Source organism: Sneathiella sp. (assembly GCF_041689005.1).
Taxonomy (GTDB): Bacteria; Pseudomonadota; Alphaproteobacteria; order Sneathiellales; family Sneathiellaceae; genus Sneathiella.
The window spans coordinates 16,924-30,519 of sequence record NZ_JBDNHC010000081.1 but is presented as its reverse complement, the minus strand read 5'-3'; the positions used below and the strand labels follow the sequence as shown (position 1 = coordinate 30,519).

General features: G+C 57.5%; 12 protein-coding genes. 10 read left to right on the top strand and 2 right to left on the bottom strand.

What is annotated here, in order from left to right:
• Positions 1-346, bottom strand: a 346-nt coding sequence (locus tag ACESNI_RS10290; protein ID WP_373086535.1) for an NAD(P)-binding domain-containing protein, incomplete at its 3' end; no start/stop codon positions are given.
• A 197-nt stretch (positions 347-543) separates the two neighbouring features.
• Here ACESNI_RS10290 and ACESNI_RS10285 point away from each other — a divergent pair.
• The 4 genes from ACESNI_RS10285 (at position 544) to ACESNI_RS10270 (ending at position 4,983) form a co-directional block, all read left to right on the top strand.
• On the top strand, positions 544-2,574 hold the full coding sequence (locus tag ACESNI_RS10285) for a molybdopterin-dependent oxidoreductase (protein WP_373086534.1): 2,031 nt from the start codon (positions 544-546) through the stop codon (positions 2,572-2,574).
• A gap of 13 nt (positions 2,575-2,587) precedes the next feature.
• Positions 2,588-3,013 (top strand): GFA family protein, encoded by a 426-nt coding sequence (locus tag ACESNI_RS10280; RefSeq protein ID WP_373086533.1) that lies wholly within the window; start codon positions 2,588-2,590, stop codon positions 3,011-3,013.
• Positions 3,014-3,078: 65 nt separating this feature from the next.
• Positions 3,079-4,353, top strand: a complete 1,275-nt coding sequence (locus tag ACESNI_RS10275; protein WP_373086532.1) for a glycerate kinase — start codon at positions 3,079-3,081, stop codon at positions 4,351-4,353.
• A 30-nt stretch (positions 4,354-4,383) separates the two neighbouring features.
• Positions 4,384-4,983 carry a dihydrofolate reductase family protein gene (locus ACESNI_RS10270; RefSeq protein ID WP_373086530.1) on the top strand — a complete coding sequence of 200 codons (600 nt, stop codon included), beginning with the start codon at positions 4,384-4,386 and terminating at the stop codon, positions 4,981-4,983.
• A gap of 23 nt (positions 4,984-5,006) precedes the next feature.
• Here ACESNI_RS10270 and ACESNI_RS10265 read toward each other — a convergent pair whose 3' ends face one another.
• Entirely contained in the window at positions 5,007-5,582 is a 576-nt protein-coding gene (locus ACESNI_RS10265) for a helix-turn-helix domain-containing protein (RefSeq protein WP_373086528.1), read from the bottom strand.
• 91 nt (positions 5,583-5,673) lie between these two features.
• Here ACESNI_RS10265 and tdh point away from each other — a divergent pair, with 91 nt between their 5' ends.
• From tdh to argE, 6 genes are all read left to right on the top strand, one after another.
• The gene (tdh, locus tag ACESNI_RS10260; protein WP_373086526.1) at positions 5,674-6,732 is read left to right on the top strand and encodes an L-threonine 3-dehydrogenase; all 1,059 of its coding nucleotides are present in this window, start codon (positions 5,674-5,676) and stop codon (positions 6,730-6,732) included.
• Positions 6,729-7,913: a glycine C-acetyltransferase gene (locus ACESNI_RS10255; protein ID WP_373086525.1), complete on the top strand. Its 1,185-nt coding sequence runs from the start codon at positions 6,729-6,731 to the stop codon at positions 7,911-7,913. The genes tdh and ACESNI_RS10255 overlap by 4 nt, the downstream gene beginning before the upstream one ends.
• Positions 7,914-8,021: 108 nt before the next feature.
• Positions 8,022-9,689: a choline dehydrogenase gene (gene betA / locus ACESNI_RS10250; protein WP_373086524.1), complete on the top strand. Its 1,668-nt coding sequence runs from the start codon at positions 8,022-8,024 to the stop codon at positions 9,687-9,689.
• A 30-nt stretch (positions 9,690-9,719) separates the two neighbouring features.
• Positions 9,720-11,186, top strand: coding sequence for a betaine-aldehyde dehydrogenase (gene betB / locus ACESNI_RS10245; RefSeq protein ID WP_373086523.1), 1,467 nt, complete (start codon positions 9,720-9,722; stop codon positions 11,184-11,186).
• 86 nt (positions 11,187-11,272) lie between these two features.
• On the top strand, positions 11,273-12,175 hold the full coding sequence (locus ACESNI_RS10240) for an EamA family transporter (protein WP_373086521.1): 903 nt from the start codon (positions 11,273-11,275) through the stop codon (positions 12,173-12,175).
• 118 nt (positions 12,176-12,293) lie between these two features.
• The gene (argE, locus tag ACESNI_RS10235; RefSeq protein WP_373086520.1) at positions 12,294-13,454 is read left to right on the top strand and encodes an acetylornithine deacetylase; all 1,161 of its coding nucleotides are present in this window, start codon (positions 12,294-12,296) and stop codon (positions 13,452-13,454) included.
• The last annotated feature ends 142 nt before the right edge of the window (positions 13,455-13,596 follow it).

Genomic DNA, 13,596 nt, shown 5'->3' with positions numbered 1-13,596 from the left:
GCTCGGTTCCGGCAGGCAGGCGATCCTGCAAGCGATGGATCATTTTTGGCGACAGGGTGGAACTGATGATCAGGATTTTCGGGCTGTAGTCCCCTGAAAACAGTCCGTCTTTGCCAAAACAGAGCGTTTCCGTCTGGGCCCAGTCGCGCACCACCGAGATGACGACGGGGCAGACTTTCGCCAGTTCCTGCGGGCTGTTGCAAAGATGGCGGGCGAAATCGCCGAAATCGGAGGCCGGACGCACGTCATAGCCACTGACTTTAAAGCCGGATTTTAGCAGATTTCGTGCCATGGGAAGCCCCATAGACCCGCACCCGGCGACCCCGATCGTCCTTGATTCTGGCATAGTTTCTCCCCCTGTTGCCCACCTATATACGGTTTATATTAACCATAGCGATTAACCATATCCTATTTATTCCCGCGCCGTCATCAACATAAAATTGGCACCGCCCCGGAGATGAAACTGGCCCTTTGTTTGAATCGGGTTTTGGGACATATTAGGCTAACGGATTTATGACCATTCTTGATGGTGAGGAGAAGTTTATGTTGATAGAACGTGCCAGTGTCTGCCCGCTTGACTGCCCCGATACCTGCAGCCTGACGGTAACGGTTGAGGAGGGCAAGGTCGCGAAAGTCCGCGGGTCCCATGCCAACCCGGTGACCGGGGGCGTCGTCTGCAATAAGGTTGCGCGCTTTTATCCTAAATTTGTCCATGGCAAGAACCGCCTGACACATCCGTTGAAACGGGTCGGGGAAAAAGGCGGTGATGCGTTCGAACGGATCAGTTGGGACGAGGCGCTTAATACTGTCCATGAGACGTTCGCCGAGATTATCAACGAATATGGGCCGCAGGCGATCATGCCCTATAACTACGCCGGGCCGCATGGCATGCTGGCGGGTGGATCGATGGATTTGCGCTTCTTCCACCGCCTTGGTGCAACATTGCTGTTTCGCCGCGCCCTCTGCGGCGGCGTCAAATCGGAGGCTTATAAAGGCACCTTCGGCACCGCCGGCGCTATGCAGCCAGAACAATGCGTGAAATCGAAGCTGATCGTCGTTTGGGGCAATAACGTCACTTATTCAAACCTGCATTTGGCGCCGATCATCAAGAAAGCCAAGGCCAATGGCGCCAAGCTGGTGGTGATCGATCCGAAACGGATCAAGATCGCCGAGCAGGCCGATATGTATCTCGCCGTGCGCCCGGGCATGGATATCATCCTCGCCTTCGCCATCGCCGCCGAATTGAAACGCATCGGCGCCTTTGATCAGGCCTTCATCGATCAGCATGTGGAAGGCGCGGACGAACTCATGGCGCAGGCGCACCAATATACGATCGAGCAGTCGGCGGACCTTTGCGGTGTTTCGGCGGATGAAATCCAGGCTTTCGCGCAGCTTTACAAGGACAGCAGCCCGGCGGCGATTTCCGTCGGTAACGGGATTGAGCGCAACCGTAACGGCGGCAATAGTATCCGGGCGATTTTCGCGCTTCCCGCGCTTGCCGGAAAATTCGGAATTGCAGGCGGTGGGGTCGTCGGCGGCTCTGGAAATCTTTTCCCTAAGACGCTGGCCAAGCTGCAGCGTCCCGATCTGGTGCCGGAGGGGACCCGCACCCTGAATATCATCGATATCGGCCGTCATCTGGTCGATCAGGACCTGGATATTCCATTGAAGGGGCTGTTTATCTATAACCATAACCCGGTTGTTGTCTCGCCGGACCAGAATGTGACAAAGGCTGGCCTCACGCGTGAGGATATCTTCGTTGTTGGCTGCGATGTCGCCATGACCGACAGCATGAAATATTGCGACATCATCCTGCCCGCCTGCAGCCATTTTGAGCATGACGATATCTTCTGCGCCTATGGCCAGCCGTATCTGCAACGGGCGGAGAAGGTTATCGATCCGGTTGGCGAGGCGCTGCCCAATACGGAGATTTTCAGGCGGCTCGCAGCCCGCTTCGGGTTTAACGAGGCGATCTTTACGGCTACCGACAAGGACCTGATTGACGATGCCATCGACAATGCCGATCCGCGCCTGAAGGGGTATCGGCCAAGCGAAATCCCGCTCGGCACCGCCCTATCCATGGAAGATGCCGCGACCGGGGAGACCGTGCTCTTCGGCAATGTCATGCCCTCGACGCCGACGGGTAGGGTCGAGATCAAGTCTAGCTACTTGCGCGATGTCTTTGGTCAGGAAATTCCCGTCTACCATCCGGTTGAGGATGAATTCCCGCTCTCGCTGGTAACCCCGTCCTCCAACAAGATGATCACCTCGACCTTTGGTGGGGTGACCGCCAACGACGATGTACCGATCCTTGAAATGCATCCCGTCGATGCAGCCGCGCGCGGCCTTGAGGATGGTGCCCCGATTAAAATATTCAATGATCGAGGCGAGGTCTACCTGCCGCTTAAAATCACCGCGAATGTCCGACCCGGCGTGATCTATTCCCCGAAGGGCTCGTGGTTCAAGACCACGCCCAACAACCAGACGGTCTCCGCCCTCGCCCCGGCCTCAAAAGCGGACTTGTCGGAAGGGGCCTGTTTCAACGATTGCCGGGTGGAGGTTGTCGCCGCCTGATGGGAGAAAACTCATGAGTGAAGTCCATGCCACGGGTGGCTGTCTCTGCGGCGGCGTCCGCTATGAAATATATCAGCGCTTGCGCCCCATCGTGGTCTGTCATTGCAAGCAATGTCGGAGAACATCAGGCTATCTGCTCGGCTTTACCGGCTGCGAGCCTGAAAACCTGAAATTCGTCAGTGAGGACGAGCTTGTCTGGTATGCTTCGTCAAAGGATGGTCGCCGGGGCTTTTGCCATAAATGCGGATCGAGCCTGTTCTGGAAACGCGAAAGCGGGGGCACCGTGGATGTGGCGGCCGGATCGCTGGATGAGCCCACCGGCCTGAGAACCGCCGAGCATATTTTCACGGATTTTGCGGGGGACTATTACGAGATAACCGATGGGTTGCGGCAGCATGCCGAGGAACGCAATCAGGATGAAATACCGGGACCGGATTGATTTTTCCCTAGCCATCTCCTCCCTCTTTCCCTTAAACAGAGCGAAACAATAACAATGGAAATGAGATGGACCAGGACCCGCAGGACTTTCTGAAACAGCTGTTCGACGAAGCCGTTGCCGCGGCCGATCCTCTCGTCACCTTATCCGCACATCTGCCACCGCCACCGCCGGGGCGCACCATCGTCATCGGCGCGGGCAAGGCAGCGGCCTCCATGGCCAAGGCGGTTGAGGATAACTGGCAGGGCGCGCTCATGGGCCTCGTTATCACCCGCTATGGCCACGGCCTGCCGCTTGACCATATCAAAGTGGTCGAGGCGGGGCACCCGGTGCCGGACGCGGAAGGCGCGCAGGCGGCCAATGACATCCTTGCGCTGCTGGAGCCGCTCACCGAAGACGATCTCGTCCTCTGCCTGATTTCCGGTGGCGGTTCTTCCCTATTGGCAAAACCGGGCGGCGATATTACGCTGGAGGAGAAAAAGGCGGTGACCCGGGCACTGCTTGCCTCTGGTGCCAACATCACGGAAATGAATACGGTGCGCAAGCATCTCTCGGCGATCAAGGGCGGTCGGCTGGCGATGGCGGCGCATCCCGCCAAAATCGTCACCCTGATGATTTCCGACGTGCCGGGCGATGACCCGGCGGTGATTGCCTCGGGCCCGACAGTCCCGGATGGAACGAACTCCGCCGATGCCCGCGCGATTTTGCAGAAATACCAGATCGATATCCCGGCCTCGGTCGAGGCGTTCCTCAAGAGCGACGCCTCCGAGACACCGGGGCCGGACCATCCGGCCTTTGCGCGTGCCGAGACTGTCATGATCGCCACTCCGCAAATGTCCCTGCAGGCGGCCGCTGCCCATGCCATGACACAGGGGATAACGCCGCTGGTCCTTGGTGACAGTATCGAGGGGGAGGCGCGGGATGTCGCCGGTGTCTTGGCGGCGATCGCGCGGCAAGTAAAATATTTCGACCAACCGGGGGCCAAACCCTGCGTGCTGATTTCCGGCGGGGAGACGACGGTTACGGTAAAGGATAGCGAGGGGACGCCGGGACGGGGCGGGCGGAACTGCGAGTTTCTGTTAAGCCTCGCCGTGCTGCTCGACGGCATGGAGACTGTTTTCGCCCTCGCCTGTGATACGGATGGTATCGACGGCACCGAGGATAACGCCGGGGCGGTAATAACACCGGACAGTCTCACGCGGGCGACGAAGCAGGGACTGGATGCGCGGCAATATCTTGCCCGTCATGACAGTTACAGCCTGTTTGAGGGGGTGAGCGATCTCATCAAAACCGGACCGACACGAACCAACGTCAATGACTTTCGGGCGATCCTGATTTTGTAAATAGGCGCAATTTGGTGGCAGGAGGCTTAAATGAGAAAAATTATAGTCTTAAGTTTTATCACTCTTGATGGAGTTATGCAGGCCCCCGGCGGGCCAACCGAGGATGTCAGTGGTGATTTCAGGTTCGGGGGCTGGACCGTCCCGTATTTTGACGAGTTTTCGGGACAGGTAATGGGTGAGCAGATGGACCGGCCCTTTGATCTTTTGCTGGGCAGAAAGACATTCGAGATTTTTGCCGGCTACTGGCCCGATCATAATAACGAGATCGGCGCGCCCATCAACAACGCGACTAAATTTGTCGCATCGAACACGATTGAAAACCATCCGTGGAACAAGTCGGTCTTTATAAAGGGCGATGTCGCCGGGCAAATCTGCAGGCTCAAAGAACAGGATGGGCCCGATTTACAGGTCCACGGGAGTGGTAATTTTATTCAGACGCTCTTGGCAAAAGATCTTGTCGATGAGTTATGGCTCAAGATATTCCCGATTACGCTTGGCGGGGGCAAACGGCTGTTTGCAGAGGGAACCATGCCCCAGGCCTTTAAACTCACAGAATCGAAAATCTCCCCTTTAGGCGTGATCTTTGCTAACTTCAAGCGCACAGGAGATGTCGAGACAGGTTCGTTCTGACCATTGACAAGCGAGTTCGAGGCCTAAATCTGCTTGCCCATCAGGACCATCAGCAGCGCTCGCGATTCGGATTTGGCGACATTGCGGATTTCATGCGGCTGGTCGGCGGTATAGCGGGCGGTCTCGCCTTTTCTCACCCGTTCAGATTCGGGGCCGGCCGTTACTTCCAGTTCCCCTTCAAGAACGGTGAGATGCTCGGTCGTGCGCGCCGTATGTGGGCTTGAAGTCATCACGCCGCCCGGTTTCAGGGCAAGTTCGTACCATTCCGTATCATTGACGAGGCTGGCGGGACCGAGAACCTTGAGGCTGTAATGTCCCTTGCTGTCATTGAGCACGGGGACGGAGGCGCCGCCGACAACCGTCAGGCTGTGGCCTGGTTCATCACCGCGGACAATATCATCAATAGTTTCGCCCAGCGCCTCGGCCAGACGCCAGACTGTGGCAAGGGTCGGGTTGGTCTCGTTCCGCTCGATCTGTGAGAGCATGGATTTCGACACGCCGCAGACCGCCGCAAGCTGGTCGAGGGTCAAATGCTTCTCTTTGCGCAGGCGATTAATGGTCTTGCCGACGGCCGGTGGGGTATTTATGCGATCTGACATTTTTCCGATTGACAGGAATTAAATCCGATATATCTTACTAAATACAGTATAACGGATTTTTTTCCTATTACCAGAGAAAACAGGTGATCTCATGTTCGCAATTGCCAAGACCAAAGCGACCCGCGGTATCTGGTCGGCCGCCCCCCAGCATCCGGGAACACCAGCGCGCGGTATGGTGACAGTGGACGTCATGGCCGCCGGGATTTGCGGCACCGATTACCATATTTACAACTGGGATAGTTGGTCCGCGGGCCGGGTACCGACCCCCATGGTCATCGGCCATGAATTCGTCGGTCATATCAGTGCGATCGGCGAGGGCGTCAGTGGCTATGCCCTTGGCGACCGGGTCTCGGCAGAATGCCATATCGCCTGCGGCACCTGCCATGCCTGCCGCACCGGGAATGCCCATATTTGCGAGAATACGAGTATTATTGGCGTCGATCGTCCCGGCGCCTTCGCCGAACAGGTCGAGGTGCCGGCGGCCAATCTCTGGCGCGTGCCGGATGCTATTCCGGACGTCCATGCCGCCGTGTTCGATCCGGTCGGCAACGCCATGCATATGGTGGCAACGGCGAAGGTAACGGCGAAACATGTGCTGATCGTTGGTGGTGGGCCCATCGGCCTGTTCGCGGCCGCCATCGCCAAAGCCCATGGCGCCCGTAGCGTGACGGTGCAGGAGCCCAATTCAGCCCGCGCCGACATTGCCCGGAGTCTCGGCCTTGACCTCGTTGTTGATCCCCGTGATCCGGCAAACCGGGCTCGGATCCTGACCTTGACAGAGGGTCGCGGACCCGAGGTTATCCTCGAAGTCAGCGGCAACGGTGCCGCTCTCAACGCCGCCCTTGATATAGCCGCGCCGGGGGCCGTTGTCGCCCTGCTCGGTATTCCCTCGGGGCCGGTAGAACTGGACCTCGGGGCGAAGGTAGTGATGAAGGGGATCAGCCTGCTCGGCATCACCGGGCGGCGGATGTATGAAACCTGGTATCAGGTGGAAGCCTTCATGCTGAAACACCCGGACCTGATGGACAAGGTGATCACCCATGTCCTGCCAGCGATTGACTTTCATCGCGGGTTTGAGTTGATGGATGAGGGAAGCTGCGGCAAGATCGTGCTTGATTTCCGGCAAATTGAACAAAGGTTATCCGCATGACCAATACCTTGATTGCCCGACTGAACGACGACCTTGAGGCCGCCGAAAAAAACGGCACCTACAAGAAGCTCAAGATCATTGAAAGCCCGATCAGCGACAAGATCTGGCTTGAGGGGAAGGGCGAGGTGACCTTGCTCTCCTCCAATGACTATCTCGGATTTGCCAACCACCCCGAGATTATCTCGACCGCCCGCGATGCGCTGTTGAGCTATGGCGCGAGCACGGCGTCGGTGCGTTTTATCTGCGGCACCCAGAGCGTTCATCAGACGCTGGAGGTCGATCTTGCCCGTTTTCACGGCACCGAGGCGGCACTGACCTATTCCTCCTGCTGGTCGGCCAATACCGGGCTGTTCGCGGCGATCACCACCGCCGATGACGTTATCCTCTCGGATGCGCTCAACCATGCCAGCCTGATTGACGGCATCCGCATGACCGCCAAGGGCGTCGTCCGCGATGTGTATAAGCATGCGGACATGGCGGATCTGGAAGCGAAGCTGCAGGCCCATGAAAACGCGCCTTCACGCTTGATCGTCACGGACGGTGTCTTCTCCATGGAAGGGGATATCGCGCCGCTCGATCAAATTGTCGCACTGGCCCGTAAATATGACGCACTTATCGTTCTCGATGATTCCCACGGCCTTGGCGTCATGGGCAAAACCGGCCATGGCACGGCGGAGCATTTCGGCGTCATGGACGGGATCGATATTTTCACCGGGACCCTCGGCAAGGCGCTTGGCGCCGGGACCGGCGGTTTTGTTGCCGGACCCCGGGCAGTGACCGAAACACTGATCCAGAAATCCCGCCCGCATCTCTTTTCCAACGCGTTGCCCGCGAGTGTAGCGGCGGCGGGCAGTAAGGCGCTGGAGCTGCTGGAACGCCATCCCGCCCTGGTCTCTGACCTTCAGGAAAAGGCCGCGAAATTCCGGGCACGCCTGAAAGATCTCGGGCTTAACCCGCTTGAAGGGGACAGTGCGGTTGTTCCGGTCATTGTCGGCGAAACCGCGACCGCGATCCGGCTCGCCGGGGAATTGCTGGATAAGGGTATTTTCGTCACCGGGTTCGGCTTTCCTGTCGTGCCCGAAGGCGAAGCCCGGCTCCGTTTTCAGATTTCCGCCGCCCATACGGAGGATGAATTGGAGGCAGCGGCAACGACCCTGAAAGACTGCCTGAACGCCCGGTAACAGCCTGAAAGTCCTTGTCGAGCTTGTCTTAGTTGGTGTCGTCCTCTAAACAGGGGAACCATTTCCCGCTGCTATACTTGCTGGACAATAAACCAACGTTAAGAGCCAATGCCGACACAAAAAGCATATGACTATATCATCATCGGCGCGGGATCGGCGGGCTCGGTGTTGGCGAACCGCCTGTCCGAGGATCGCGATGTCTCTGTCCTGCTGCTGGAGGCGGGCGGCCGCGCGCCGTGGTGGGACTGGCGCGTTCATATGCCTTCGGCGCTGAGCTATCCCATGCATTCGTCGTCCCTGTCCTGGCAATATTATACCGAGCCGCAGGAACATCTGAATAACCGCAAAATTTACTGGCCGCGCGGCAAGGGTCTCGGCGGCTCATCGTCAATCAACGGCATGTGCTATGTGCGCGGACATGCCCTCGATTATGATGGCTGGGCGGCTCTGCCGGGCCTTGAAAACTGGACCTATGCCGATTGCCTTCCGTATTTTCAAAAGGCGGAAACCTATGATCGCGGGGCTGATGACTATCGCGGCGGCGAGGGGCCGTTGAACGTTTCGGTTGGCCCTTGCGAAAATCAGCTTCATCACGCCTGGATGGAGGCGGGCCAGCAGGCAGGCTATCCCTTTTCCGCCGACATGAACGGGTTCCAGCAGGAGGGCATGGCGCGCATGGATATGACGGTCCATAAAGGTCGCCGCTGGAGCACGATGCTGGCCTATCTTGATCCTGTCCAGAGCCGCCCTAATCTCACCATTCTCACAAATGCCCACACGCGGCGGATCAATTTTGAGGGCACCACCGCAACCGGCGTCGATTACCTGAGGAACGGGCAGCGCGTCACAGTGGCGGCGACGCGGGAGGTGATCTCGGCGGCAGGCTCCCTTAATTCCCCACAATTGCTGATGATTTCGGGGGTTGGCCCGGCCGACCAGTTGCGCGGCTTCGACCTTCCGGTGATTGCCGACCTGCCCGGCGTCGGCGAAAACCTCCAGGATCATCTTGAACTCTATGTGCAGCAGGAATGCTTACAGCCGATCACGCTTTACAAAGTCATGTCACCGCTCGCCAAGCTAAAGGTCGGGCTGGAATGGATCCTGTTCAAGTCGGGCATCGGCGCCAGCAATCATTTCGAGGCCGGGGGCTTTATCCGTAGCGAGCCCGGGATCGAGCATCCGAACCTGCAATATCACTTCCTGCCCATGGCGGTGCGCTATGATGGCGGCAATCCCACGGACCGGCATGGATACCAAGCCCATGTCGGCCCAATGCGCAGTACCAGCGTTGGCTATATGCGGCTTCGAAGCGGCAATATTGACGATGCGCCGCTGCTGCAACCGAACTATAATTCGACGGAACAGGACCAGCGCGAACTTCGCGACGGGGTTAAGCTGACCCGCGAGATATTTGCGCAAGCCGGCTTCGATCCCTATCGCGGCACGGAGCTGGCGCCGGGCGCGGATGTCAAAACTGATGCCGAGATTGACGCCTTTGTCCGCGACGCCGTGGAAACGGCCTATCATCCCAGTTGCACCTGCAAGATGGGGGAGGATGCCATGGCCGTCGTCGATGGCGAGGGGCGGGTGCATGGCGTCGAGAATTTGCGGGTGGTCGACAGCTCGATCATGCCGAAGATCGTCAGCGGAAACCTGAATGCGCCGACGATTATGATGGCGGAGAAAATCGCTGATGCGATCCGGGGGCGCCCGCCGCTCCCGAAAAGTGACGCGCCTGTCTATCTGGCGGAAGACTGGCAGACACGCCAGCGGTGAGAACCACCGAGCAACAAATAAGGAATTGCAATGAGCACGACCAACCGACTATCGCTTTTTATCAACGGCAAGACCTGCCGGGCGCTTTCCGGGAAAAGTTTTGAGAATTTCAATCCAGCGACAGGAGCCAAGATATCCGATGTCGAGCTTGCCGGGGCCCGTGATATTGACAAGGCGATTATCGCCGCCCGCAAGGGATTTCAGGTCTGGTCGGCGATGACCGGGATGGAACGGGGACGGGTGCTGAAAAAGACCGCTGATATCCTCCGTGCCCGGCGGATGGAACTGGCCAAGGCGGAGGTTGCCGATACCGGCAAGCCGATTGCCGAGGCGCCGGAGGCGGATATCGACAGTGGTGCCGATGCGTTCGAGTTTTTTGGCGGTCTCGCCGCCGATATCACGGGCAGTCATCATGATCTCGGACCCGGCGCCTTCGCCTATACCCGGCGCGAGCCGATCGGCATCTGCGCCGGGATCGGGGCCTGGAACTATCCGTTGCAGATTGCCTGCTGGAAAACCGCGCCGGCATTGGCTGCGGGCAATGCGATGATCTTCAAGCCCTCCGACCTGACACCCACCAATGCGGTGACCCTTGCTGAGATATTGAAGGAGGCGGGGCTGCCCGCCGGTGTCTTCAACGTGGTTCAGGGTGGCGCGGAAACCGGGCATTTGCTGAGCAGCCATCCGGATATTGATAAAATATCCTTCACAGGCTCTGTGCCGACCGGACGGCGGGTACTGGCCGATGCCGCCACCACCGTCAAATATGTCACCATGGAGCTGGGCGGCAAGTCGCCCCTGATCGTGTTCGAGGACAGTCTGATTCACAACGCGGTCTCGGCGGCGATGAATGCGAATTTCTATACCCAGGGTGAGATTTGCTCCAACGGCACTCGCGTCTATGTGCATGAGGACGTGCATGACGCCTTCGTCTCTATCCTGAAAAGCCGGACGGAGGCAATGGTGATCGGCAACCCGATGAATACCAAAACCGACGTTGGGTCGCTGATCAATGCCGATCACCTTGAAAAGGTTCTCGAATATGTTCGCCTTGGTATCGAGGAGGGCGCCTATCTGGTCACCGGCGGTGAGAAAGTAACCGTCAAGGGCTGCGAGAAGGGGAATTTTATCTCGCCCGCCATTTTCACCGCCTGTCAGGACGATATGCGCATCTGCCGCGAGGAGATTTTCGGACCCGTCATGTCGATCATGTCGTTCAAGGATGAGGATGAGGTTATCAACCGCGCCAATGACACGGAATTCGGGCTCGCCGCCGGGGTGTTCACGCAAAATCTTTCCCGTGCCCACCGGGTTGTCGCCCGGCTTCGGGCCGGGACCTGCTGGATTAACAATTATAACCTGACGCCCGTGGGCGTTCCTTTCGGCGGCTATAAACAGTCCGGCATCGGCCGTGAAAATGCCGCCGAGGCACTCACCCATTTCACGCAGACGAAATCCGTCTATGTCGAGCTTGGAGACGTCGACTGCAGCTATTAGCATGGCTGCCATTCCGGCTCAGTGATTGACAAGGGCTTCTTTTCCGGGTGAAAAGAAATCCCTTGTCTTGTTCGAGTAGTCTCCCGATGGAAGCCTGGATACCGATTACCATATTTGCGGCCTTCTGTCAGAATGCCCGCACCGCCATGCAAAAATACCTGAAGGGTAGGCTGAGCACGGGCGGCGCAACCTATGTCCGGTTCATCTATGGCGCCCCATTTGCGTTTATCTATGTTCTTGCCCTCAATAATTTCGGCGGCTTTTCGACCCCTACACCCAACGCTAATTTTGCTGGGTTTGTAGCGCTGGGCGGCATCTCGCAGATTTTGGCAACCGGACTTTTACTTGCTCTGTTTAGCCTCAAGAATTTTGCCGTTGCCACCACCTATTCGAAAACCGAGACGGTGCAGGCGGCGGTCTTCGGCATCGTTATTCTGGGCGAGCATGTCGGCTCTGGCGCAGTTCTTGCCATCGCGGTCAGTTTTTTCGGTATCCTGCTGATCTCAATGTCGAGCAGTTCCTTTGGCTTTCGCGAATTCCTGTCCAGTTGGACCAGCAAGACGGCGGCGTTCGGCCTTCTGTCCGGCGCCCTGTTCGGCATCTCCGCTGTCAGCTATCGCGCCGCCGCACTTTCCCTTGGCGGCGAGGGGGTGGTAATGCAGGCGGCCTTTACGCTGGTTTGTGTGCTGTTTTTCCAGACCTTGGTTATGGGTGTCTATCTGCGCCTGCGCGAACCCGGCGAGATTTCCCGCGTTCTGGGCGCCTGGCGTATTGCCATCGTTGTCGGCCTGACCGGCATGCTCGGTTCCGCCGGCTGGTTCACGGCCATGACCCTGCAAAACGCCGCCTATGTTCGCGCCCTTGGGCAGGTCGAACTGGTGTTCACCTTTATTGCGTCGTATTTCTATTTCAAGGAAAAGACCAACAGGATTGAGGCGGCCGGTATCCTCTTTATCATTGGCGGCATTCTTCTGCTGCTGCTCGATTGAGGCGGTTCCCCCGACGGCATATTTTTTGCGAGAGGGCACAATCCGCGCTTTCGTTTTAAAATAAGCTGGTATATGGTTTTAAAATAAGTTGATATCAAACAATCGAGGATGCCGCCAATTGGGACAGGTCTACACAGCCCGTGAGATGATCGATAAACTGATCAGCTTTGATACCGTATCAAGAAATTCCAACCTCGCCCTGATCGATTTTGTCGCCGACTATCTTGCGGGGCATGGCATTGCCGCGAGCCGGGTTTTCAATGTCGATAAAACCAAGGCCAACCTCTATGCCACCGTCGGCCCGGATATTGAGGGCGGCGTTGTCCTCTCTGGCCATACGGACGTCGTGCCGGTGGACGGACAACCTTGGGTGACTGATCCCTTCACGGTGGTTGAGAAGGACGGAAAGCTCTACGGGCGCGGCACATCGGATATGAAGAGTTTTTCCGCGATCGCCCTGTCGCAGGTGCCGAACATGATTGAGAAGGGGCTGAAATTTCCCATTCATTTTGCGCTCTCCTATGACGAGGAAATCGGTTGCGTCGGCGCCCCCTCGATGATTGAGCAGCTCGCCGAAAGCCTGCCGAAGCCGCGCGCTGTTATCGTTGGCGAGCCAACGATGATGAATATCGTCTCCGCCCACAAGGGCATTATCACGCTCAAAACAACGGTTACGGGCCGAGAAGCCCATTCAAGTTTGGTCGAGGACGGGGTTAGCGCCGTGATGACGGCGGCCCGGCTGATCACTTTCATTGCTGACATGATGGCCGAAAACAAGGCCCGCTCAACCTCCGACAGCCGCTTTTCGCCCGCATATACGACATTGCATTGCGGTGTGGTCAATGGCGGTACAGCGGCGAATATTATTTCGCGCCAATGTACTTTTCTCTGGGACATCCGTCATATTCCGGAAGATGATCCGATGAGCTTCGTCACTCGCTTCAACGATTATTGCAACACGGAAGTGCTGCCGGATTTGCGCAAGATTGCGCCAGAGGCCGATATCGTTAGCGAGATTTCCGCGCGGGTGCCTGCGCTTGCCGCTGAGATAGACGGCGAAGCGGAAATGCTGTGCAAGGCCATCACGGGTGAGAATAAGACATCGGCTGTGTCCTACGGGGCGGAGGCCGGGCAGTTTCAGGGCGCTGGATTTTCGACCGTTATCTGCGGACCGGGGTCCATCGGTGTCGCCCATCAGCCAAACGAGTATATCGAGATTACCCAGATTGTCGCAGCGGAGCGGTTTATCGTCAAACTGATCGACAGGCTGGCCGCATAATAGGTGGAATGCAATGGACAGGGAAATGACTATTGGCTAATCTCAATATTAGAAACTGTGCAATAAAAGCAATAAACAGTCACAGCAAACTGCCCATACGGGCATGGACAAGTGAAACTAGGTAGCAATTAAAAGGGAGTTG

Bases quoted from the DNA above. Each gene is read 5' to 3' on its own strand.
- ACESNI_RS10285 (WP_373086534.1), top strand. From the start codon at position 544: ATGTTGATAGAACGTGCCAGTGTCTGCCCGCTTGACTGCCCCGATACC.
- ACESNI_RS10280 (WP_373086533.1), top strand. From the start codon at position 2,588: ATGAGTGAAGTCCATGCCACGGGTGGCTGTCTCTGCGGCGGCGTCCGC.
- ACESNI_RS10275 (WP_373086532.1), top strand. From the start codon at position 3,079: ATGGACCAGGACCCGCAGGACTTTCTGAAACAGCTGTTCGACGAAGCC.
- ACESNI_RS10270 (WP_373086530.1), top strand. From the start codon at position 4,384: ATGAGAAAAATTATAGTCTTAAGTTTTATCACTCTTGATGGAGTTATG.
- ACESNI_RS10265 (WP_373086528.1), bottom strand. From the start codon at position 5,582: ATGTCAGATCGCATAAATACCCCACCGGCCGTCGGCAAGACCATTAAT.
- tdh (WP_373086526.1), top strand. From the start codon at position 5,674: ATGTTCGCAATTGCCAAGACCAAAGCGACCCGCGGTATCTGGTCGGCC.
- ACESNI_RS10255 (WP_373086525.1), top strand. From the start codon at position 6,729: ATGACCAATACCTTGATTGCCCGACTGAACGACGACCTTGAGGCCGCC.
- betA (WP_373086524.1), top strand. From the start codon at position 8,022: ATGCCGACACAAAAAGCATATGACTATATCATCATCGGCGCGGGATCG.
- betB (WP_373086523.1), top strand. From the start codon at position 9,720: ATGAGCACGACCAACCGACTATCGCTTTTTATCAACGGCAAGACCTGC.
- ACESNI_RS10240 (WP_373086521.1), top strand. From the start codon at position 11,273: ATGGAAGCCTGGATACCGATTACCATATTTGCGGCCTTCTGTCAGAAT.